Source organism: Citroniella saccharovorans, from assembly GCF_035481615.1.
Lineage (GTDB): Bacteria > Bacillota > Clostridia > Tissierellales > Peptoniphilaceae > Citroniella > Citroniella saccharovorans.
Genome location: NZ_JAYKOT010000003.1, coordinates 1,188,686 through 1,214,478, shown reverse-complemented (window position 1 = coordinate 1,214,478; position 25,793 = coordinate 1,188,686). Strand labels below are relative to the sequence as shown.

14 protein-coding genes are annotated in these 25,793 nt (G+C 33.5%); all 14 read left to right on the top strand.

The features are described 5' to 3' along the window. Positions 1–215 precede the first annotated feature (215 nt). The 14 genes from rpoB to VLK81_RS08380 all read left to right on the top strand — a co-directional run bounded on the left by rpoB (position 216) and on the right by VLK81_RS08380 (position 25,719). Positions 216–4,082 (top strand): DNA-directed RNA polymerase subunit beta, encoded by a 3,867-nt coding sequence (gene rpoB, locus VLK81_RS08445; RefSeq protein WP_324620179.1) that lies wholly within the window; start codon positions 216–218, stop codon positions 4,080–4,082. 32 nt (positions 4,083–4,114) lie between these two features. After that, positions 4,115–7,744, top strand: a complete 3,630-nt coding sequence (rpoC, locus tag VLK81_RS08440; RefSeq protein ID WP_324620178.1) for a DNA-directed RNA polymerase subunit beta' — start codon at positions 4,115–4,117, stop codon at positions 7,742–7,744. Positions 7,745–8,181: 437 nt separating this feature from the next. Next, positions 8,182–8,595 carry a 30S ribosomal protein S12 gene (gene rpsL / locus VLK81_RS08435; RefSeq protein WP_324620177.1) on the top strand — a complete coding sequence of 138 codons (414 nt, stop codon included), beginning with the start codon at positions 8,182–8,184 and terminating at the stop codon, positions 8,593–8,595. 119 nt (positions 8,596–8,714) lie between these two features. Next, entirely contained in the window at positions 8,715–9,185 is a 471-nt protein-coding gene (rpsG, locus tag VLK81_RS08430; protein WP_324620175.1) for a 30S ribosomal protein S7, read from the top strand. Between the two features lie 27 nt (positions 9,186–9,212). Further along, a complete protein-coding gene (gene fusA, locus VLK81_RS08425; protein ID WP_324620174.1) occupies positions 9,213–11,294 on the top strand; it encodes an elongation factor G in 2,082 nt (693 codons plus the stop codon). A gap of 28 nt (positions 11,295–11,322) precedes the next feature. After that, positions 11,323–12,516, top strand: coding sequence for an elongation factor Tu (tuf, locus tag VLK81_RS08420; RefSeq protein WP_324620173.1), 1,194 nt, complete (start codon positions 11,323–11,325; stop codon positions 12,514–12,516). 208 nt (positions 12,517–12,724) lie between these two features. Beyond that, complete coding sequence (locus VLK81_RS08415; protein WP_324620172.1) at positions 12,725–13,504, top strand: NAD-binding protein; 780 nt, start codon at positions 12,725–12,727, stop codon at positions 13,502–13,504. Continuing rightward, positions 13,467–14,078 (top strand): NAD-binding protein, encoded by a 612-nt coding sequence (locus VLK81_RS08410; protein ID WP_324620170.1) that lies wholly within the window; start codon positions 13,467–13,469, stop codon positions 14,076–14,078. The genes VLK81_RS08415 and VLK81_RS08410 overlap by 38 nt, the downstream gene beginning before the upstream one ends. A gap of 1 nt (position 14,079) precedes the next feature. Continuing rightward, positions 14,080–15,528, top strand: a complete 1,449-nt coding sequence (locus VLK81_RS08405; protein ID WP_324620169.1) for a TrkH family potassium uptake protein — start codon at positions 14,080–14,082, stop codon at positions 15,526–15,528. After that, positions 15,528–16,940, top strand: coding sequence for a 23S rRNA (uracil(1939)-C(5))-methyltransferase RlmD (gene rlmD / locus VLK81_RS08400; RefSeq protein WP_324620167.1), 1,413 nt, complete (start codon positions 15,528–15,530; stop codon positions 16,938–16,940). Before VLK81_RS08405 ends, rlmD begins: the two co-directional genes overlap by 1 nt. A gap of 24 nt (positions 16,941–16,964) precedes the next feature. After that, positions 16,965–17,825: an aminoglycoside 6-adenylyltransferase gene (locus VLK81_RS08395; protein WP_324620165.1), complete on the top strand. Its 861-nt coding sequence runs from the start codon at positions 16,965–16,967 to the stop codon at positions 17,823–17,825. A gap of 938 nt (positions 17,826–18,763) precedes the next feature. Continuing rightward, positions 18,764–21,622, top strand: a complete 2,859-nt coding sequence (locus VLK81_RS08390) for a cell wall-binding repeat-containing protein (RefSeq protein WP_324620163.1) — start codon at positions 18,764–18,766, stop codon at positions 21,620–21,622. Between the two features lie 97 nt (positions 21,623–21,719). Beyond that, complete coding sequence (locus VLK81_RS08385) at positions 21,720–22,763, top strand: hypothetical protein (RefSeq protein ID WP_324620161.1); 1,044 nt, start codon at positions 21,720–21,722, stop codon at positions 22,761–22,763. A gap of 535 nt (positions 22,764–23,298) precedes the next feature. Beyond that, positions 23,299–25,719 (top strand): cell wall-binding repeat-containing protein, encoded by a 2,421-nt coding sequence (locus tag VLK81_RS08380; protein WP_324620159.1) that lies wholly within the window; start codon positions 23,299–23,301, stop codon positions 25,717–25,719. Positions 25,720–25,793: the final 74 nt, after the last annotated feature.

The following is a 25,793-nucleotide window of genomic DNA, read 5'->3' as shown; positions in this document are numbered from 1 at the left end:
ATATTTAAATTATAAAATTTTTTAATACATAAAATAATTTTTTAGAATTAAATATTAATCAGAATTTTAAAAAGATTTTTCATAAAAAAGCTTGACAAGGCTTATATAAATATGATAATATTTAATACTGCTATAAAAGATGATGGGATACTATCGATATTTGTATAAATACATATAAATATCTAACTATTAAATCTGAAGGGGTGTTTAATTTAATGGCGCACAAGGAACTATTTGGATACACTGAGAGAGTAAGTTTTTCAAGAATTCCCCAAGTTTTAGAACTTCCAGACCTAATAGCCGTTCAAAAGGAAGGCTATAAATGGTTTTTAGAAGAAGGACTTAAGGAGGTACTTGAAGATCTTTCACCTATAGAAGATTATGCAGGTTCTTTAATATTAGAATTTGCTGATTACAAGATGGAAGATGAAACTAAATATACTGAACAGGAAGCTAAGGAAAGGGATGCAAACTATTCATCACCTTTGAAGGTTAAAGTTAGACTTATAAATAAAGATACCGGAGAACTCAAGGAACAAGAAGTCTTTATGGGTGACTTTCCTAAGATGACTCACAATGGTACCTTTATTATTAATGGGGCTGAGAGAGTAATTGTAAGTCAGCTTGTTAGAAGCCCTGGGGTTTATTACAATATGGAAGTTGATAAATCTGGAAATAAATTATTTTCATCAACTGTAATTCCTAATAGAGGGGCCTGGATTGAGTACGAAACTGATGCGGCTGGAGTTATCAATGCTAGAATTGATAGAACTAGAAAACTACCGATCTCTACACTAATTAGGGCTCTTATTTGTGATACAAAAGAAGAAATGATTGAACTTTTTGGAGATATAAAAGAGCTTAATGAGTCAATTGACAAAGAGCCAAAAAGAGATAGTGGAGCTAAAGATGATACTAATCATTCTATATATATAGAGCCAACTAGAGAAGATGCACTTCTTGAAATTTACAAAAAGCTTAAGCCAGGGGACCCAGCTGCTATCGAATCAGCTGAACCTCTAATTCATAACTTGTTTTTTGATCCTAAGAGATATGATCTTGCAAAAGTTGGAAGATATAAATTTAATAAAAAATTAGGAATTTCTGCAAGAATTACTGGATTTGAACTTGGTCAAGATGCCATAAACCCTGAAACTGGTGAAATTGTTTTTGAAAAAGGCAAAATCCTATCAGAAGAAGATGCTATCAAAATAGAAAATGCAGGGATAAATACAATTGATATTATAAATGAAGGACAAACAGTCAGGGTTACTGGTAACCACTTTGTTGACCTAGCCGCTTTTGACATTAAGATTGATTTAAGCGATATAGGTTTATCAGAAAAAGTGTACTACCCTGTTATGAAAGAAATTTTAGCTGAGTCTTATGAAAATGATGATGAATTAAAGAGAGCTATTAAAAGAAGAAAAAATGAATTATCTCCTAGACATATAACTAGATCAGATATTATGGCTACTGTTTCTTATGAATTTAATCTTTCATACGGAGTAGGATCAACTGATGATATTGACCACTTAGGAAATAGAAGGGTTAGAAATGTCGGTGAGCTTCTACAAAATCAATTTAGAATTGGTATATCTAGGATGGAAAGAGTCGTTAGAGAGAGGATGTCAACTCAAGACCCAGATCTTGCAACTCCTCAAGCTCTAATAAATATTAGACCTGTTACGGCTGCTATGAAAGAATTTTTCGGTTCATCTCAGTTATCTCAATTCATGGACCAAACAAATCCTTTAGCAGAGCTTACTCACAAGAGAAGAATGTCAGCTTTAGGACCTGGTGGACTTTCTAGAGAAAGAGCAGGAGCTGAAGTAAGAGACGTTCACGACTCACACTATGGTAGGATTTGTCCAATTGAAACACCTGAAGGACCTAACATAGGACTAATTACTTCTATGACAACCTACGCTAGGATCAATAAATATGGCTTTATAGAAACTCCTTATAGAATTGTGGATAAAAAGAATGGAATTGTAACAGATGACTTTTTATATTTAACATCAGACCAAGAAGATAGATATATAATCGCTCAAGCCAATGAACCTCTTGATGAAAATGGTAGATTTGTAAATGAGAGAGTTTCTGGACGTGGTATAAATGGTGAAAATGATATCTACCCTAGAGATATGATAGATTTCATGGACGTTTCACCTCAGCAAATAGTTTCTGTTGGTACTGCCATGATTCCATTTTTGGAAAATGATGATGCTACTCGTGCTCTAATGGGTTCAAACATGCAAAGACAAGCGGTTCCACTTTTAAAATCTGAAGCACCTATTATCGGTACTGGTATTGAGCATAGGGCTGCAAAGGACTCTGGATCTACAGTAGTAGCAAATTCAGATGGAACTGTAGTTAGTGTATCTGCAAATTCAGTAAAAATTAAAAGAGATTCAGACAATGTAGTAGAAACATATAGATTATTAAAATTTAAGAGAAGTAACCAAGGTACTACTATCAATCAAAGACCAATTGTTAGGCAGGGAGATAGGGTTAAAGCTGGTCAAATAATTTGTGACGGCCCTTCAACAGATATGGGAGAAATCGCACTTGGAAAAAATATCCTTATTGCTTTTATGACTTGGGAAGGATATAACTACGAAGATGCCATGCTTTTAAATGAAAAGTTAGTAATTGACGATACTTTAACCTCCGTTCACATAGAAGAACATGAAAGTGAGGCAAGAGAAACTAAGCTTGGACCTGAAGAAATAACAAGAGATATTCCAAATGTATCTGAAGAAGCAAGAAAGAACCTAGATGAAGATGGAATTATAATGATTGGAGCTGAAGTTACATCTGGAGACATATTAGTAGGAAAGGTTACTCCAAAGGGAGAAACTGAACTATCACCAGAAGAAAGACTTCTTAGAGCTATTTTTGGCGAAAAAGCTAGAGAAGTTAGAGATACTTCTTTAAAAGTTCCTCATGGAGAAACTGGTATAGTTGTAGATGTTAAAGTTTATACAAGAGAAAACAAAGATGAGCTTCAACCAGGAGTTAATAAAGTTGTTAGGGTTTATGTAGCAACAAAGAGAAAGATAAATGTTGGAGATAAAATGTGCGGCCGTCATGGTAACAAGGGGGTTGTTTCAAGACTTCTTCCTGTAGAAGATATGCCATTTTTACCAGATGGAACTCCAGTTCAAATAGTTTTAAATCCACTTGGCGTACCATCTCGTATGAATCTTGGACAAGTTCTTGAAGTCCATCTTGGACTTGCAGCTAGAAAGCTTGGCTGGAAGGTTGCAACACCAGTATTTGATGGGGCTAGTGATAAAAACATAGAAGAAGCACTTGAAATGGCGGGCTATGATAAATCTGGAAAGATAGCCCTTAGAGATGGAAGAACTGGAGAATATTTTGACAACAAGGTTACTGTTGGGGTTATGTATATGCTTAAACTTCACCACCTTGTAGATGAAAAGATTCATGCTCGTTCAACTGGACCATACTCACTTGTAACTCAACAACCACTTGGAGGTAAGGCTCAATTTGGTGGACAAAGATTTGGTGAGATGGAAGTTTGGGCTCTTGAAGCTTACGGAGCCAGTCATACACTCCAAGAAATGCTTACTGTAAAGAGTGACGATATAGTAGGTAGGGTTAGAACCTATGAAGCTATTATAAAGGGAGAAACTATTCCAGAACCAGGTATTCCAGAATCATTTAAGGTTCTTATCAAAGAACTTCAATCTCTAGCCTTAGATATTAAGCTTTTAGATAAAGATGAAAATGAAATTAAATTAAAAGATACAACCTCAGAAGATGTAAAATCAATTCATGAAATAGACGAAGAAAATTCTGTTAATAGGCCTAAAAAACAATATATAAAGGATAGGGGACTAGATAATAATAAGTCTATTTATAGTGAAGAAGATGAGGACTTTACAGAAGAAGAAGTTTTTGATGAAGATGAAGATGATGAGGGTTTAAAATTCTTAAACTTCAATAAAAAAGACTATGATTCTGATGATTATGATGAGGATGATTCTCGTGATTATGACGATGATGAATATGACGAGGAAGACTCTGATGATTTTACTGAAACTGAAATTTAACTTTTACTCTACAAATTGAAAGGAGAAAGATCTTGTTAGAATTAAATACCTTTGATTCAATAAGAATTGGACTTGCTTCACCTGATAAAATAAGAGCTCTTTCTAAAGGAGAAGTTAAAAAGCCCGAAACTATTAATTATAGGACATTAAAGCCAGAAAAAGAAGGTCTATTTTGCGAAAAAATCTTCGGACCAACTAAGGACTGGGAATGTAACTGTGGAAAATATAAGAGAATCAGATACAAGGGAGTAGTCTGTGAAAAGTGTGGAGTAGAAGTAACAAAAGCCAAAGTTAGACGTGAACGTATGGGTCATATTGAGCTTGCAACACCTGTTTCACATATTTGGTACTTTAAGGGAATCCCTTCTAGAATGGGTCTTATATTAGACATGACTCCAAAGGAGCTTGAAAAAGTTTTATACTTTGCCTCATACGTTGTACTTGAGCCTCCTACTGAAGAAAATTACAGGGAAGCTTCAAAAAAATACAAGGAGGTTTCAGAGGACAAGACTCCAAATAAACTTTACAAGAAACAACTTTTAACAGAAATCGAATATAACCAAGCTCTTGAAGACTATGGAGATACTTTTGAAGTTGGAATGGGCGCTGAAGCTATAAAAAGACTTTTACAAGAAATTGACTTAGAGGAGCAAAAAAAGTTTCTAGAAGAAGAAATGATTGATGCCACTGGTCAAAAAAGAGTTAGGGTCTCAAGAAGACTTCAAGTTGTAGATGGCTTTATAAAATCTGGAAATAGACCAGAGTGGATGATATTAGATGTCATTCCAGTTATCCCTCCAGATTTAAGACCAATGGTTCAACTTGAAGGTGGAAGATTTGCAACAAGTGACCTTAATGATCTTTATAGAAGAGTTATAAATAGAAACAATAGACTTAAAAGACTTTTAGATATTGGTGCACCAGATATTATTATTAGAAATGAAAAAAGAATGCTTCAAGAAGCAGTTGATGCTCTTATAGACAATGGTAGAAGAGGAAAGGCTGTAACTGGAGCTGGGAATAGAAATCTTAAATCCCTATCTGACATGTTAAAGGGTAAGACTGGTAGATTTAGACAAAACCTACTTGGAAAGAGAGTTGACTATTCTGGTAGATCTGTAATTGTTGTTGGACCTGAACTTAAATTCCACCAATGCGGACTTCCTAAGAGGATGGCGATGGAACTTTTCAAACCATTTGTTATGAATAAGCTTGTGGAAAAGGAAGTTGCTCCAAATATAAAATCAGCTAAGAAAATGGTTGAAAAGAACAGTCCTAAGGTTTGGGATGTATTAGCTGAAGTTATAAAAGACCATCCTGTACTTTTAAATAGGGCACCGACCCTTCATAGACTTGGTATCCAAGCTTTTGAGCCAGTACTTGTTGAAGGAAAGGCTATCAAGCTTCATCCACTTGCTTGTACAGCTTATAATGCTGACTTTGATGGAGACCAAATGGCAGTTCACCTTCCTTTGTCAACTGAAGCTCAAGCTGAAGCCAGAATGCTTATGATGTCAACAAATAATATCCTAGCACCAAAAGATGGTAAGCCAATTACAACTCCATCTCAAGATATGGTACTTGGAGCTTATTATTTAACAAGTGAAGACGAAGGCTGCAAGGGAGAAGGAATGATCTTCAAAGACATTGAAGAGATGATAAAAGCCTATTACAATAAAGAAGTAAGTCTTCACTCAAAAGTTTTTGTAAAAGTATATCATGGAGAAGAGGATCTTAGAGGAAAGCTTGTTAACTCTACTGTTGGTAGATTTATATTTAATATGGGTATTCCTCAAGATTTAGGATATGTAGATAGAAATGAAGACCCTTATTCACTTGAAGTAGATAAATTAGTAGATAAAAAAGCACTTGGAGATATTATAGATAAGTCATTTAGAAAGCATGGAAACATAAGAACAGCAAGACTACTTGACTATATCAAATCAATTGGCTACAAATACTCTACAATAGGAGCTCTTTCAATCTCCATGAATGATGTGCAGGTTCCTGAAGAGAAAAAGGAAATACTAAAAAAAGCAGATGAAGAAGTTTCTAAATACGAAAAACTTATGAGAAGAGGTCTTGTACTAGAAGAAGAAAGATATGAAAGAGTTATAGATATTTGGGAAAATGCAACTGAAGAAGTTACAGAAGCTCTTTTAAAAGACCTTGACCCTAAAAACAATATCGCCATCATGGCAAACTCTGGAGCCAGAGGTTCAGAAAAACAAATTCGTCAGCTTGCAGGTATGCGTGGACTTATGTCATCTGCTGCAGGTAGAACTATCGAAGTTCCAATCAAAGCAAACTTTAGAGAAGGACTTTCTGTACAAGAATTCTTTATCTCAACTCACGGTTCTAGAAAGGGACTTTCAGATACTGCGCTTAGAACAGCAGACTCAGGATATTTAACTAGAAGACTTGTTGATGTATCCCAAGACGTTATAATAACCGAAGAAGATTGTGGCACTAAAAAATATGTAGTAGCAAAAGATATAACCGAAGATGGAGAAGTTTTAGATTCTATAAAATCACAAATCATCGGTAGATACGCTTTTGAAGATATTTTAAACCTAGATACTGGAGAAATTATCGTCTACAAAAACGAAATGATCGATGAAGCAAAAGCTGATCTTATTGTTAGTAAGGGAATAAAAGAAGTTAAGGTTAGAAGCGTTCTAACTTGTAAATGCAAGCACGGCGTTTGCGCTAAGTGCTACGGAAGAAATCTAGCAACTGGAAACCCGGTAAATATTGGAGAAGCAGTTGGTATAATTGCAGCTCAATCAATAGGTGAGCCTGGTACACAGCTTACAATGAGAACATTCCACTCAGGTGGTATAGCAGGAACAGGAATTACCCAAGGTCTTCCTAGAGTTGAAGAACTTTTTGAAGCAAGAAAGCCAAAAGGACTTGCATATATAACAGAAGTTGATGGTATAGTAAGCTTTAGAGAAAATAAAAAGAGAATGGATATAGTTGTAACTGGAGAAGATGGAGAAGAAACAGTTTATCAAATTCCATTTGGCTCAAGATTTAAGGTAAAAGAAGGCCAAAAGATTGAAGCTGGAGATATGTTAACAGAAGGTTCAGTTAATCCACATGACATCCTTAGAGTTAAGGGAGTTCAGGGAGTTCAGGACTATATCATGAGAGAAGTTTTAAATGTTTATAGACTCCAAGGGGTAGATATTGACTATAAACATATAGAAATAATTATTAAACAAATGCTTTCAAAAGTTAAGGTTAAAGATCCGGGAGATTCGCACTTCCTTCCAGGTTCCCTAGTAAACTTTAGAGATTTTGAAGATGAAAATGAAAGACTAGAAGCAGAGGGCAAAATTCCTGCAGATGGACATAGAGATCTACTTGGAATAACCAAGGCATCTCTTGCAACAGATTCCTTCCTATCAGCAGCTTCCTTCCAAGAAACAACTAGAGTTTTAACAGAAGCTTCAGTTCAAGGAAAGAAAGATGATCTTTTAGGCTTAAAGGAAAATGTAATTATAGGAAAACTTATCCCTGCTGGAACTGGTATGAGACTTTACGACCAAATTGATATAGACTATGAGACTAAGGAAAAAGAAGAAGAAGATAGACTAAAGAAATTGGAAGAAAAGACAGAAAAAGATTTAATCGAAGAAGAACTTGACCTTGAATAATTTTTGACATAACAATTTTTATTAAAAGCCCTTTTTACTTTTTGTAAAGAGGGTTTTTTAATTGGATAAAATTTCAAATTAAAAAAATAATATTATGAAAAAATAAAATTTAATAATGGACATTTTAGCCTATTCTTAGGAAAAAATTTTTTAAGAAATGTTAAAAAAGAGTAAATTATCTAATCTAATATAAAACTGGTATTTTAAAAAATTCAGCTTTCTTTTAAAAACTAAATATGATATAATAGATGTGTGAGATAAAAAGATTACTTAATCCTCATCTACATTTTGTAAAAAATGAGTAAAAAAGGTCAAAAAATCTTTAAATTGATTGACACTTGTTACCCTTAATGATAAAATGTATAAGGATTATTTTTTAATCCCACATATTTTTTTGTGTGAAAAAATATATTTATTAAAAAACAGGAGGTGAACTAATGCCAACTATAAACCAACTGGTTAAAAGCGGTAGAAAAAGATCAACTTACAAGTCCAAATCACCAGCTTTAGGCTATAACTACAATACACTTAAAAAACAATATGTACACAGCAACTCTCCACAAAAAAGAGGAGTTTGTACATCTGTTAAGACAGTTACACCTAAGAAGCCTAACTCAGCTCTTAGAAAGGTAGCCAGAGTAAGACTAACAAACCAAATGGAAGTTACAGCTTACATTCCAGGAATTGGACACAACCTACAAGAACATAGTGTTGTTCTTATAAGGGGAGGAAGAGTAAAGGACCTTCCAGGGGTAAGATACCACATTGTAAGAGGTGCCCTAGATACTGCTGGAGTAAATGGTCGTCAACAAGCCAGATCAAAATATGGTGCAAAGAAAAACGCAAAATAATTTAATAAGCGCTTAGGTTTATATGTTTTTTAATAAATATATTATAATCAAGCGCACTTATCGGGATAAGAAACCGAGTACCGAAGATAATACTAAATCATGGTAAGGAGGGAAGAAAAGTGCCAAGAAAAGGACATGTGCCAAAAAGAGACGTACTACCAGATCCAGTATATGGCGAAGTTGTTATAACAAAACTTATCAACAACGTAATGCTTGACGGAAAAAAAGGGGTAGCTCAAAGAATAGTTTACAATTCTCTAGAAAAAGTTAAAGAAGAAACTGGAGAAGATGCAATAGAAGTATTCTACAAAGCACTAAATAACATTATGCCTGTACTTGAAGTTAAGGCTCGCCGTATAGGTGGAGCAAACTACCAAGTACCACTTGAAGTTAGACCTGAAAGAAGACAAACTTTAGGATTAAGATGGCTTGTAGGTTTCGCTAGAAAAAGAGGCGAAAGAACTATGGAAGAAAGACTTACAAAAGAAATCTTAGATGCTTCAAACAACACAGGCGGTGCTGTTAAGAAAAGAGAAGAAATGCACAGAATGGCAGAAGCTAATAAGGCTTTCGCACATTATAGATTCTAAGATTTTTAAAGGAAGGGAGTTTAGAGCGTGCCAAGAAAATATCAACTTAAAGATACCAGAAACATTGGTATCATGGCTCATATAGACGCAGGTAAAACTACGACTACAGAAAGAATTTTATACTACACAGGTAAAATTCACAAAATAGGCGACACTCATGATGGAAATGCTCAAATGGACTGGATGCAACAAGAGCAAGAAAGAGGTATTACAATTACTTCTGCTGCTACAACTTGTATCTGGAAAAACCATAGAATCAATATTATAGATACACCAGGTCACGTTGACTTTACAGTTGAAGTTGAAAGATCACTTAGGGTACTTGATGGATCTGTAGCATTATTTGATGCAAAGAGTGGGGTAGAACCTCAATCAGAAACAGTTTGGAGACAAGCTGACAAATACGGCGTTCCTAGAATTTGTTTTATAAATAAGATGGATGCTACTGGAGCCGACTACTTTGAATCAATTAAAACCATTAGAGAAAGACTAAAAGCAAATGCAGTTCCAATTGAAATTCCTATTGGAGCTGAAGATAAATTTATTGGAGTAGTAGACCTTATTACAATGAAGGCTACTGTATATAACAACGACCTAGGTACAGATATTACAGAAGAAGAAATTCCAGATGAATTAAAAGACCTAGCAGAAGAATATAGAACAAACCTTATTGAAAACATAGCTGATTTCGATGAAGGCCTTATGGAAAAATACCTTGAAGGTGAAGAACTTACAATTGAAGAAATCGAAAGAGCAATTAGAAAGGCAACAATAGCTAATGAAATTAACCCTGTACTATGCGGTTCAGCATACAAAAACAAGGGAGTTCAACCACTACTTGATGCAATTCTAAAATATATGCCTTCTCCACTTGATGTACCACCAATCAAAGGATTCCTTCCAGGATCAGACGAAGAAACAGAAGTTAGACATGCCGATGATGATGAACCATTCTCAGCATTAGCATTTAAAATAGTTGCAGACCCATTTGTTGGAAAGCTTGCATACTTTAGAGTTTATTCAGGTAAACTTGATGCTGGTTCTTACGTATTAAATACAACAAAGAACAAGAGAGAAAGACTTGGAAGAATTCTTATGATGCATGCTAACAAGAGAGAAGAAATAGATACAGTTTACACTGGAGATATTGCTGGAACTGTTGGTTTAAAAGATACTACAACAGGAGATTCACTTTCAGATATGGATCATCCAATTATTCTTGAAAACATGGAATTCCCTGAACCAGTTATTTCTGTAGCTATTGAACCAAAGACAAAAGCATCTCAAGAAAAGATGAGTATTGCACTTGGAAAACTTGCAGAAGAAGACCCAACATTCAAGACTTACACAAATGAAGAAACTGGACAAACAATAATTGCCGGTATGGGTGAGCTTCACCTAGAAATTATCGTAGATAGACTACTAAGAGAATTTAAAGTAGAAGCAAATGTAGGTAATCCACAAGTATCATATAGAGAGTCTATTTCTAAAGATGCTGAAGCTGAAGGAAAATATGTAAGACAATCTGGTGGACGTGGACAATATGGACACTGTAAACTTAGAGTTTCACCTAACGAACCAGGTAAGGGATTTGAATTTATCAACTCAATCGTTGGAGGAGCAATCCCTAAAGAATATATAGGATCAGTACAAGCTGGTATAGAAGAAGCAGTAAACTCTGGACCACTTGGAGGCTTCCCAATCCTAGACATTAAAGTTGAATTATATGATGGATCATACCACGAAGTTGACTCAAGTGAAATGGCATTTAAAATAGCAGGATCTATGGGACTTAGAAATGCAGTACTAAAAGCAGATCCAGTTTTACTTGAACCATACGTTTCTGTAGAAATAACAACTCCAGATGAATATCTTGGAGATGTAATGGGAGATGTTTCATCAAGAAGAGGAAATATAAAAGGAATGAATCCTAAAAATGGAGTTCATATACTTGATGCATTCATTCCACTTTCAGAAATGTTTGGATATGCAACAGACCTTAGAAGTAACACACAAGGTAGAGCAACATATTCAATGCAATTTGACCACTATGACAAAGTACCAGCTTCAATTCAAGAAAAGGTACTTGGCGAAAGAAATGCAGAATAATTTTAAATTATAAATTAGGAGGAAAATAATGGCTAAAGCAAAATTTGAAAGAACAAAACCACACGTTAACATAGGAACAATAGGACACGTAGACCATGGTAAGACAACAACAACAGCAGCAATCACACTAGTACTAAACAAGAGATTCGGCTCAGGAGAATTCATAGACTACGCACACATAGACAAAGCACCAGAAGAAAGAGAAAGAGGAATCACAATCTCAACATCACACGTAGAATATGAAACACCAAAAAGACACTACGCACACGTAGACTGTCCAGGCCATGCTGACTACGTAAAGAACATGATCACAGGAGCAGCACAAATGGACGGAGCAATCCTAATCGTAAGTGCAGCAGACGGACCAATGCCACAAACAAGAGAACACATCCTACTAGCAAGACAAGTAGGCGTACCAAAGATAGTAGTATTCCTAAACAAAGAAGACCAAGTAGACGATCCAGAACTAATCGAACTAGTAGAAATGGAAGTAAGAGACCTACTAAACGAATACGACTTCCCAGGAGACGACACACCAATCGTAGTAGGATCAGCACTAAAAGCCCTAGAAGATCCAGACGGAGAATGGGGAGATAAAATCGTAAAACTAATGGAAGCAGTAGACGAATACATTCCACAACCAGAAAGAGCAACAGACCAACCATTCCTAATGCCAGTAGAAGACATCTTCTCAATCACAGGAAGAGGAACAGTAGCAACAGGAAGAGTAGAAAGAGGAACAGTAAAAGTAGGTGACACAGTAGAACTAGTAGGAATCCAAGAAAAGCCAAGAGACCTAGTAGTAACAGGAGTAGAAATGTTCAAGAAACTACTAGACCAAGCCGAAGCAGGAGATAACATCGGACTACTACTAAGAGGAGTACAAAGAAACGAAATCCAAAGAGGTCAAGTACTAGCAGCACCAGGAACAATAAAGCCACACACAAAATTTGAAGCAGAAGTATACGTACTAACAAAAGACGAAGGAGGAAGACACACACCATTCTTCTCAGGCTATAGACCACAATTCTACTTCAGAACAACAGACGTAACAGGAAACATCGAACTAGAAGACGGCGTAGAAATGGTAGTACCAGGAGATAACGCAAAATTCATAATCGAATTAATCCACCCAATCGCAATCGAAGAAGGACTAAGATTTGCAATAAGAGAAGGCGGAAGAACAGTAGGAGCTGGAGTAGTTTCTAAGATAATCGAATAATAAAACAAATAAAATTAAAGAGCCTGAAAAGGCTCTTTTTTTATTAGTATTTTTTAATAAAGAAAAAAGTACATAAAAAATATATTTTCCTAGGGTATCTTAATTACAAAAATAGAGGTTTTACATATAATTTGCTGATATTTTAATTCTTGAAAATAGACAAAACTTATTATATACTGTATATAGCAGTTTATTAGGAGGCAATTTGGTGAATATTATAGTTGTTGGAGCTGGAAAAGTTGGCAGACAAATAATAGGAGAACTTTCAGATTCTTGCGATATAGTTCTTATAGAAAATAGCGAAAAAATAATTGAAGATATAACTAGCGAATATGACATACAATCAATCCTTGGAAATGCAGTAAATGTTGATGTTTTAAAAGAAGCTGGAGCTAAAAATGCTGATATTTTTATATCTGTAACAGGGTCTGATGAGCTAAATATAATTAGCTCAATGATTGCAAATAAACTTGGTGCAAAATCAACTGTAGCAAGAGTTAGGTCTCCTGAATATTCTAAAAGTGCAAAATTTTTAAGCTCTTCTCTAAATATCACAAAGCTTATAAATCCAGATGAAGAAGCTGCTGTTCAAATTCTTGAAATAATCAAGTATCCACTAGCAAAATCCATAGAGCATTTTGCAAATAAAAAACTTCAAATGGTAGAGTTTAAAATTCCAAATGGATCTTATTTAGATGGAATTGACCTAAAAAGTTTTAGAAAAACCCTAGGATACAATATGATAGTTTGTATAGTAGAAAGAGGAGAGGAAGTTATTATCCCAAAGGGAGATACTATTCTTAGATCAAATGATAACATTTATGTAACTGGATCTAAAAAAGATATGGATAAATTCTACGACTCCATAAATGTCAAAACAAAAAAGATAAAAAAAGTCATGCTAATTGGAGCTAGTAAAATTTGTTTCTTCCTAACAGAACTACTATTAAATGAAAAAAAAAGATGTCAAGATTATAGAAATAGATAGAAGTATCGCTGAAGAAATTGCTATAAAATATCCAGAAGCCACAGTTATAAATAAGGATGGTACAAATCAAAATTACCTAATTGAAGAGGGCATAACATCCTATGACTGTGTAGTGTCACTAACTGGTATAGATGAAGAAAATATTATTTTATCCCTTTACTCATCATACCTTGGAGTAAATAAGTCTATAGCAAAAGTAAATCGTATAAATATGATTAAACTTATTGAAAATAAGGGACTTGATACAGCTGTTGTGCCAAAGGGAATTATAGCTAACCAAATAATTAGGTTTGTAAGATCCAAGATGGATTCTGGAAACTCAACAATAGAGAACTTATATAAACTTTCAAATAGAAGAATAGAAGCGATTGAGTTTGTTATTAAAGAAAAAGCCGATTATACAGATATAAAATTAAAAGATTTATCTATGAAAGAAAACACCTTAATTGCATTTATTTATAGAAAAAACCACATAATATTTCCAACGGGAGAAGATGTTCTAAAAATGGGAGATAGGGTTGTTATTATAACATCCTTTGAAGACGTAACTAGAATATCTGACTTATTTATATAATATGAACAAGAGAGTTGTACTAAAAACAATCGGCGAACTACTCATTCTTGAAGGCATATTAATGATCCTACCCCTAATAATTGGGATAATTTACAAAGATTCCACTTACATCTACCTATCCTTTTTAAAAGTTGGAGCGTTTATAACACTTTTAGGACTTTTACTAACTAGGATTAACACAAAAGGACAGATTATTGGGGTAAAAGAAGGTCTGGGGATAGTTTCTATATCCTGGATAGTCCTATCTTTTTTTGGATCACTTCCCTTTGTTATATCGAAAAGCATACCTAGTCTAGTAGATGCATTTTTCGAAACAACTTCTGGATTTACGACAACCGGTGCTTCAATCCTAACAGATGTAGAAAAGCTCCCAATTTCTATGACATTTTGGAGAAGTTTTACCCACTTTATAGGTGGGATGGGAATCTTAGTTTTTGCACTAGCTGTACTACCTAAGGGAGTTAGGGGAGATGTAAATGTAATGAAAGCTGAAGTGCCTGGCCCTCAATTTGGAAAGCTAGTTTCAAAGGCAAGCATTACAGCCATGATACTTTATAAAATTTATATAATTATGACCCTAGTTCTAATAATTATCTTACTTCTTTTGGGTATGAGTCCAATAGATGCGATGGTTCATGCATTTGGAGCCGCTGGAACTGGAGGATTTTCAAACAAAGCAACATCAGTTGCTTACTTTAATTCTCCTGCTATTGAATATACTCTAGCAATAGCTATGCTTCTTTACGGAATAAACTTTAACCTTTATTACTACCTACTACTTAAAAAGTTTAAGGAGGTTTTCTCCAATGAAGAGCTTAAGGTATATTTTTTTGTAGTAACAGGAGCTATAATATTAATTATGGTAAATATATTTAGAGGATACAATTCAGGGGAAAAACTTTTTAGAGATACCTTGTTTCAGGTCTCCTCTATAGTTACAACAACTGGCTACGCAACTGTTAATTTTAACAAGTGGCCACTGTTTAGTCACGTAGTTTTGCTTGCCCTTATGTTTATTGGTGGAATGTCAGGTTCTACGGCAGGGGGGATAAAGGTCTCTAGAATAAATTCCCTTTTTAAAATAGCAAAGAGTGAAGTAATAAAAATAATGAATCCGGACAAGGTTATTTTCATTAGAGAAAACAACCGTCCCCTCAAGAAAAGTGTACTTTCTGGAATAAAAGCATATATAATAGTTTATATATTTGTATTTGCGGGAATTTTCTTTCTAGTATCTTTTAAAGAAGGAGACTTTCTTTCGAATTTTTCCGCAGTTGCTGCAACAATGAATAACATAGGCCCAGGACTTGGAATAGTTGGACCTGACGGAAGCTTTGCAGCATATTCCAACTTTTCTAAATTAGTATTTAGTATGGCAATGATAATAGGCAGACTGGAAATATATCCAGTTTTGGTACTTTTTACATCAAATTTATGGAGAAAAAGATAATGACAAGAAAAAAAAGAGAATTACATGAATTTTATTTAGAAAAAAACATATATCCCAACAAATCTATGTCAACATTTGAAGGAGAAAAAGTTGTATTTAGAGGTGGCTTAGTTGGTCAAAAAGTAAGTGGATATCTAGGAAAGAAAAAAGATGGCTATAGAGAAGGAACGATTACAGACATTCTAGCTATGTCATTTATGGAAGAAGATTATGCCTATGAAATAATTAGAGGAAGTCAAATAGATGATGAAGCTGAAGATAAAGACAGCATTAGGCTTTGCGATAACTACGATGAGTGCAGCGGGTGTTTCTTCCAAACAATTTTTATAGAAGATGAAATTGATATAAAAGTCGATATGGTTAGGGGACTTTTAGACGAATATGGAATAGAAGATGATTTTAAATTTGAAGCAAATCCTATTCCTTTTGAATATAGAAACAAAATGGAATATTCATTTGGGGACTCATGCTTAGGGGGAGATTTAGTACTTGGACTTAATAAAAAAGGCAAGTATCACGAAAAAACTCCAACCCTAGGCTGCAACCTTATAGACATAGATTTTAGAAAAATAAGAGGGGCTGTAGAATCATACTTTAGAGAAAAAAATACACCTTTTTACAATAAAATTAAAAAAGAAGGATTTTTAAAGTACCTTGTAATTAGAAAAGCACATTTTACAGGAGAGATAATGGTTCACCTAGTAACATCATCAAAAGGCGAACTTTTAGAAGAAGAATTTGTAAATATGCTTAAATCTTTAGACTTAAAAGCTGATTTAAAGAGTGTAGTTTGGACAGTAACAGATTCCTTGCAAGACGCAGTAGTTAAGGGAGATTTAAAAATTTTATATGGAGAGAGCTTTATTACAGAGTCTCTTTTTGGATTAAACTTTAGAATTTCTCCATTCTCATTCTTTCAGCCAAATGTATTTTCTATAAAAAAATTATATAAAAAAGTTTCAGATATAATTGGTGAAACAGAAAAAAAAGTCTACGACCTATACTGCGGAACTGGTACAATCTCCATCATCCTTTCAAAGAATGTAAAAGAAGTTATTGGAGTAGAGCTTATAGAAGAAGCATGTGAGGCAGCTAATCTCAACAAAAAACTAAATGGAATAGAAAATGTAGAATTTATTTGCCAAAATGTAGATGAATATATAGAAAATCTTGACGGAGAAAATTCAATAGTAGTCTTAGATCCACCTAGAAGCGGAATAAGTCCAAAGACAATAGGAAAACTTATAGATAAAAAGGCATCAAAAATAATCTACATCTCCTGCAACCCTAAAAAACTTATGGAAGATGCAGTAAAACTAAAAGATGCCGGCTACAAGATAAAAGACATCTTTGTTTTTGACCAATTTACTAGAACCTATCATTTGGAGATGGTAATGGTTTTTGAAATATAAAAAAATAGAAAGAAAGGTAATAATTTGCGTGACTCAAGTCAGATAATGGACATAGTTCTTACATCAGCCAAGGAAGAACCAGACATTAGGGCAGTTTTTCAAACAGGATCCAGAGTAAATCCAAATGTAAAAAGAGATATATACCAAGACTACGATATAATCTACTGCGTAAAAGACCCTGAAATATTTATAAATAGGGAGGATTTCTTAGAAAAATTTGGAGAGAGGATATTTACTTATTTTTTAGGCCCAGAAAAAGAAGAAGTTGGTGGAGCATCTTTTGTATGGACACTTCTACTAATAGACGGTGTGAGAATTGATTTAAGTTTTTACCCCATAAGTAAAATAAGTAGCCTTATAATAGAAAACACCCTAATAAATCTTTTGATGGATAAGGACAATATAATAAAGGAACTTCCAATCTCATCGGATATATCTTATAGAATAGATAGGCCGACTAAAAATATTTTTGAAAATAAGTGCAGGGAATTTTTCTACTACTCGCTTGACATAGTTCCCTATCTTATAAGAGGAGATATGGTTGGATCTTATAAAGTCTACCAACATATAATTTCCTCGCTAAATATAGTTTTAGGCTGGCTTATAGCAGAAGAAAAAGAGTACAAAATCAATCTAGGGAAAAATAATAGATTTATACTTGAAAATATAGAAGAAAATTTTAAAGAAGCCTACCTAAGACTTTACCAGGCAGTAGATAGAGAGTCCTACTTTGTTGCACTTTTAGAAGCCCTAGCTCTTTTTAGAAAATTTGGACTTACTCTAGCAGAAAGACTTGGCTATAACTATCCAAAAAACTTAGATGTATCTATGACTAGATATATAAGAGAAGCCTATCAAAAAAAAGACCAAAGAAGAATATACTAGAGTCTTATAAACTCAAAAATAGAATAATTAAATTACTTTTTTTCTAGGAGGGAAAAAGCTAGTATTAGAAAAAAGTAAAATTTATAGCTGGATGCAGACCAAATTATAAGGGAAGCATCCATTTTTTTCGCCGATTTTACATATATTTTAAAGAAAAACTTTTTATACTTTAGATATAATGAATATTAAAATATTTTAAAATAATCCATAAATTTAATGCATATTAAATCTGTAAGAATGACTAAATGAAATATACTTAAATAAAGCAAAAAGAAACACCATAAAAGAAATGGGAGATATAAAGCCTAAAAATAGACATTTAAAATGGAAAAAATCCTAAAAGTTACAAAATGTTAACAAAAAGTAATTTTTAATATTTATTAATATTTTTAGTATAATAAATAGATAAAACAATCTAAGAGAAAAGTCGCCCTAGCTAAAAATACTATATTTCAACGTTTTACGAAGAAGAAAAAAATTTTTAAAAAGAAAAATTAATATTTTTTGTATTCATAGTTTAAATAAAAATATAAAATTGAGGAAATTAGAAAATCTTTTAAGGCATTTTTAATTTTAAAACTTGCATTTTTCCAAATTACCCTTTATAATAAATGTATCAAGGATAAACCTTGATTTATCTAAAACTACCCAAGACTAAACATAGAGGCAAAAGTGCCATTTAATAACTGCAATTATTAGTCTATGTTTTTTCGAGCGTACATTGAAAAATCTAAACACTGGAAAGTCCGCACATACTACGTAGCACATCGAAGCTACTTAAAGGATGTGTCCACCCATTCGTAGATTTCGATGTGGAGTGGATATTTGGTGAATTTTTCAGTATCCACGTTTAAGGGGATTGCCCCACGTGAAAACGCCGATGTGGTAGTCTGGCGGAAGTTTTAGAAAAATATTATTTACGGAGGAGTGAATATAATATGAACAAAAACATAAGAAGAGTGCTTGCTTTTATGCTTGCATTTGTAATGGTTTTTGCAGCTGCTGTTCCAGTATTAGCTACTAATACTGATAACACTAACGCAGCTAACAACCCACCAATCCTTAAATTGGTTGATGGAAAATTATGGTTCAACTTTAGCGTTAATCATGAAAAATCAAGAATATTCTATGGAACTACTTTCCAAGATGTTTTTGATGCAGATAACAACCAAAATGCTAAAGAACTTAAACCAGATGCTGATGGAAATGTAAAACAATATGTAGAATTTGATAATGAAATCTTTGTATCTATTTTTGATAAAGATAATGCTCAAACTAGATATTGGAGAATTTCTCTAGCTAATTCAGGATTAGTATCTGAAGAACTTAATTCTGATGGAACTTCTAAGGGAGTTCAAGGATGGGCTTTTGATGATCTAGGTCACAACAAAAACATCCAACCAGTAAAAGAATCAGAACAAGTTAACGTTACTAAACCAGCTAAATTCTGCGTAAGATTCTTCTACAGCGATCCAAATGCTGCTCAAGACAAATACGCTCTTTACACTAATCTACAAGCTAACATTTATCACATGAATGGAAATGACAAAGATTATGATGTTAAAGATGTAGAAATTGGAACTGACGGAAAACTTTGCTTTACTGGAAATTTAGTAGTAGGTAAAGACTACTATGTAGAATATAAAGCTAATGGCTTTATATTTGAAACACCAGCTGAACTTAATGATGAAGGTTATGCTGTAAGAAAATTATTCCACGTTCAAACTAAAACTAAATTAGTTGACGGAGCTAAAGAATGGGTTATCGAAAGAGATGAAAAGGGTAACCAAACAAACACATTAGAATTTGGCGTAAGACTTACTCCAGTTGAATTAGGACAATACCTAATTAGAGCTATTGGAACTAATAACCAACCTGTTAGAAAAGTTCAATTTGGTATCTATGTATTAGACCAAACTGATGCTTTCCACTATAAGAAAGACCAAGATGGTAATTTAATTCTTAAAAACCCAGATGCTCCAATCTATGTTACAGAACCAACTAACTGGAATGGATATACTGGAATTAAGAGAGATGATATTCTTGTAAATAATCAAACTGGTGTTGTTTCAATTGTTCTTTCAAGAAATACAGATGGTACTCCTAATGAAACTTATGAATTAAGAACAGGTGAAATATTAGGTGTTAAAGCTATTGAAGGTACATTCCAAGATGAAGCACGTGCTGCTGAATCTGGATATAAGTATAATGGAAATGTATATCCTCTAAATCTTTGGAAGATCAAAGATGTTAAGAGATATAACGAAGCTCAAAAGAAACCTTCAATCGACCCTAAGGAAGTTTACGAACTTAGAGAAGATAAAGTTGTAGTTACTGTTCCATTTGCTGATTTATATGCTACTATCAGAGTTAAAATCTTTAACGCTGGAAGAACTCCACAAGTTAGACAACCTGTTACAGGAGCTAAAGTTGGTCTATATGAAAATGGAAACACTATGATAGGCGAAGAACTTAAACTTGGAAAAGAACTTCTAGTTAAAGAAACTGACAATTATGGTATAGTTGAATTTAAGGGACTTCCTATTTCAAATGTTAAGACTTTCTTCTACCCAGAACTTAATGGCGGAAATGCATATAGAGGAGTTTCAATGCCTTATATGATTAAGCAATTAGACACTGGTAACCACGAAGGTCTAGCACCTTATCCAAACATTATCACAACTCAAGGTTACTTTGAAACTGAAAATGGTTCATCTAGTCCTAGAACTGATCTTACTATTACAAGATCTGAATATGGTTCTGTATTAGATATCGAAATCGAAAACCACGCTGATTTCTTCGGTATGGACAACAGAGTTGCTGGTAAGGATAGATTTGAAACAGCTGTAGCTATAGCTGACAAACAATTCCCTAACGGACTTGAAAAGAAAGACGGTTACAAGAATGTAGTTGTTGCTGAAGTTGGTACTTTCGCTGACGCTTTAACAGCTGGCGTAGTTGCTTACGAATACAACGCTCCACTTCTAATGGTAACTAAAGATACACTTCCAGAAGTTACAGCTAAATATATAGCTGATAACGCTGAAAGAGTTATTATCGTTGGTGGACCTAACACAATTTCTAACAAGACTGCTGATGAAATCAGAGCTCTTGGAGTTGTTGTTAAGAGAATTTCTGGCGATAACAGATTTGGCACAGCTCAACAAGTTGGAGAGGCTTTCAGAGGTCTAATCCAAGCTGGTAACCAAAAACCTGCATTCAACCTAGGTTATGATACAAAAGCTACTGTATTCCTAGCTAACGCTTACAACTTTGCAGATGCTTTAACAGCTTCTGTTCCTGCAGCTTACTATGGAATTCCAATTCTTCTAACTCATGGTGATAAACTTGCTCCAGAAACAATCCAAGCTCTTAAGGATTGGGACATTGAAAAAGTTATTATCGTAGGTGGAGAAAATTCAGTTTCTAAGAAAGTTGAAAACGAACTTGCTAACTTAGGACATGGATATTCAGTAGAAAGATTCTTCGGAGCTACAAGACAACTTACTTCTATGAAGATAGCTGGTACTTTCTTCGAAGACGTTACAAGAGTATTCTTCGCTAACGGAACTGCATTTGCTGATGCATTAGCAGCTGCTCCATTTGGCGCAAGAGTTAAAGCTCCTATAATCTTAGTTGAAAGAGATAAAGTTTCTGAAGAAGTAGTTAAATTCTTAAAGGATAACAATATTTCTGAAGGAACAATCTTCGGTGGTACTGATCAAATTTCTACAAATGTTAGAGAACAATTAGCTAACATTTTAAATCTTAGAACTGAGTACCCTGGAATTCACTAAAATATTCAAAAGAGCGGCTTAGCCGCTCTTTTTTTACATAAAATTCTTGATTTGTAAATAATATTATGTTATCCTAATTTTATATTTGGAGGTTGAGATGAAAAAATTACTTAAGATTTTAAGCTTACTGGTTTTGTGTTTAAGTTTATTTTCTGCTTGTGATAAAGGGGTAGATTCACCTAAAGAAAATAAGGAAAAGCAAACAGAAAACAAAGAGAATAATGGAGAAAAAAATAAAAAATTAATGTCGATTGAAGAGGTTCAAAAAGAAGTTGGAAAGTATATGGAGTGTGATGGGATTGTTTTTCTTTCTGAGGGATATAAGTTTCATCTTCCACTTATTGGACCAAATGAAGACAAAAATGTTTACAATAGATTTACCTATAGACCATTTAAGGCTGAGATTGATGGAAAAGTTTTAAAGGAAGGGCCAAAGGGAGAATTTGTCCTAGATAAACCTTTAGAAGGTTTAAAAAGAGTTGACTTAACTTTCGAGGACGGTACAAAGAAAGATGCCTATATTTTATTTATAAGATCTTACGAGTTTGCAGTCTCTCCTAGCTCTTCAGAATTTTTTGAAAGTCCACTTTCTAAAAGTGAGTATTCTTATTATAGAATACCTATTTTAGGTATGAGTAAAAAATATGAAAATGCACAAAATGCCTGGCAAATATTATTAGCGGATGCTACAGGAGAAAAATTATCCTTAATTAATTCTATTTTAGAAGATAAGACAACCGATACTCTTGCTAGTTTGGACTATGAATTTTCTGGAGATGATACTGTTCTTTCCTTTGTTTTTTCTGATAGGTATATAAGTCAGGGCGTTTTAGATAACAAGAAAATTTTTGTAAGAAATATGTTATGGAAGGGCTTAGAACCTATTAACAATGAAGAATTTTTAAAGGCTTATGACTTAAAGGTCGAAGATATAAAGAAGGCTTCAGAAAAGTTTATAGAAGATAATCCTGAAATAGAAGTTGATGGAGAAAAATTAAAGCTTAAGCTTCCAAATTTTGAAGACTTAGAAAGCTTAGTTATTTTTGTAAAAGATCAGGGATTTTATTTAAGCCTTGCTTATGAGGATAGTGTAGGTAATGGAGGATATATTCCTGTAAGAATAAGAGATGTTGAAGAGTGAGGATGCGATGCGTAGGAGGCTTCCTACTCTTTTTTTTAGAAATTTTATAAATATTTTTAGCCTAATTAAAAAGGATTTTTTAGAAATAAAAATTTTTTTATAGACCAATTATTAAATATGAGGAAACTAATTTATAGTTTATTCAGAGTGTAGACAAAATCCAAAAATGCTTTTCCGACTACAGAAACCCCAAAATTCTAAATCTCATAATCCTGTAAATCGATAGCTCGCTAACGCTCAAACAGTGCTATTTACGGGCGGATTATTTCAATTTAAATTTCTTACAATTTTTGTCGTTGCAGCGTACCTTTTGGATTTTGATACTTTGTCAACAACTTGAGGAAACTAATTTATAGTTTCCTTTTTTAATTTTAATTATAAAAGATCTAAGCTTAAATTAGAAATTGTTTTTTCTAATAGTTATTAATTTCTTTAATGAACTTAATTTCTCACATTAAAGAGATATCCCTATTTATTTACACTGGGTCTCGAAAATGATATAATATATATGTTACTAAATCTAAGGAGGAATAATATGAAAAGAAAAAGTTTTAGATTTTTAGCACTTATTCTTGCATTTACTTTTTTACTTGCACCACTTGCTAGCCTAAAAGTATATGCAGATAATACTCCTGTAGTTGATGATACTACAGTGGGTATGGTTATAGTTAGTTTTTCAGAAGAAGGTCAAGTAAATTACCTTCCTACAGGTGAGTATAAGATTAAAGAAGATAATAAAGTTACCTTAAAAGTTAAAGAGGATAGTGAATATGTTTTTAAGGAAAATTTAGGAAAGTCTTTAGACCTTACTATAAAAAAATATACAGATGAAACAAACAAGGGAGACTGGCTTTTAAAAGATGATAAATGGGTGGCTTCTAAGACAGTTGAACTTGTAAAAAAAGCTGAAGACACTTTTAAGGGCGAGCTTACTATTTCAGTTAAGTCAAAGGATAAGAGTTTAACAAAAGAAGAAGTTAATAGTATTTTATCTATAAAGCTTGACGGAGTAGATTTAAATGAACTTAGCAAAAATGATATAGACATTAAAAATGATCATAAGCTAGAATTTACTCTAAAAGAAAATAGTGGATATAAGTTTAAGGGTTCTAATGTTATTAAAATAAATAAGTATGAAGCTGATGACAAGTTAGGTGATTGGACTGAGCTTAAAGGAAATCCAAGATCATGGACTAGTAAAGCAGAACTTGAACTTGAAAAGCTTCCTGGAAAGGTTAGAGTTTTCCATAAATTCCCAAGCGGATTTAAATCAGCAGCTCTTGATGGAACTAATATTCCAGTTACTGGACTTTTAGTTGAACCAGGCAAGAAATATGTAGTTACTGCAAGCACTTCAAATAATGCTAAATTAATTATAGACCCACTTGAAAATAATCCTTATCTTTCAATGGAAGATGGAAAGATTGTATTTACTGCTCCAAAGGATGTAAGTGAAGTTACTTTAAATTTAGCTGAAGAAATTGAAATGCAGGATTATTATACTGTACTAGATGCCCTAGTAGGAGATACTAAAATTGGACTTCATTTAAGCAAATCTAATGATGATCTTAAGATAAAGAATATCTATTCTGTAGTTAATGGACATATTTATAAAAAATCATGTAGCTTTTTGGTAGGCGATGTTGTAGTTGTTTATCTAGCAGATGAAATTACTAAAGTTGGAGAGGAAATTGGACTTTTAACAGTATTAGAAGATGGTAGATATGTTAAAAGATCTGTTGTAAAATCTGAGTTTATAAAAATTGATATATCTCATGATGAAGTAAAGGCTGGGGACAAGATTCTTACAGGAAAAACTGAAGCAGATGCAACTGTTACTTTAAAAAGAGAAGGATTTGAAAAACCATTTGAAGTTAAGGCTGGAAAAGATGGAAAATTCTCTATAAATCTTGTAACAGGACTAAAGGGTGAAGAAATTATTGAACTTGTTGCAAAACTAGGAAGTGACAAGAAAAGTGAAACCCTAAAAATCAAAGTTCCAAAGGCTGAAGTGGTTAACGATGCCGATAGAATTTCTGGTAAAGATAGGTATCAAACAGCTGTAGAAATTTCTCAAAAATTATTTGAAAATGATGTTAAGCCAAAGACTATTATCTTAGCTTCTGGTGAAGATAAGGCTACAGCAGATGCTCTAGCAGCTGGCCCACTTTCAATTAAAAATGCTAGCCCAATCCTACTTGTTAAGAGCAGTTCTATACCTACAAATGTTTTAGATGAAATAAAGAGACTTAGCCCAGAAAATATTATTATTGTGGGTGGAGAAAATTCAGTAGGTCAAAATCTTGTTAAAGAACTTGAAGACCTAAATATTAAAGTAAGTAGAATTTCTGGAAAAGATAGATTTGAAACTTCTCTTAAAGTTGCTGAAGAGTTAGATTCTAAGTTTGGCTTTAAGGGTTTAATCCTTACAAATGGATTTAAGACAGCCGATGCTCTAGCAGTTAGTGGCTATGCAGCTCAAAATGCCTTAGCAATTGTTTTAACAGATGGTAAAGATATCTCTAGCGAACTTAGCGAATATATAAAGGAAAAGGGCGTAAAGGAAGTTCAAATTGTTGGTGGTAATGAAGCAGTTTCTACTAAATTTGAAAGCGGCTTAAAAGATTTATTTACTACAAGAATTGGCGGAAAAGATAGATTTGAAACAGCTACTTTACTAGCTGCGAAAGCTTATCCAGATGCTAAATCAGCAGTTTTAGTAAATGGTTTAAATAATATTGATGCCCTAGCATCAGCTCTTTATGCAAGTACAGGTAAAATGCCTATCATACTTGTTAATAAGGATAATGCAGGCAAATTTGCATTAGCTTATCTTAAAGATAACAAAATTGAAAATGCAGTTGTAGTAGGCGGAGTAAATTCAGTTTCTGACTCTGTAATAGAAGCATTTAAGGCATTAAATCCACCTAAGACTGAAAAGAAAAAAGATAATTAAATCTAACTTATTTAAGGCTAGCTTTTGCTAGCCTCAGAGTGTAGACAAAATCCAAAAACGCTTTTCCGACTGCA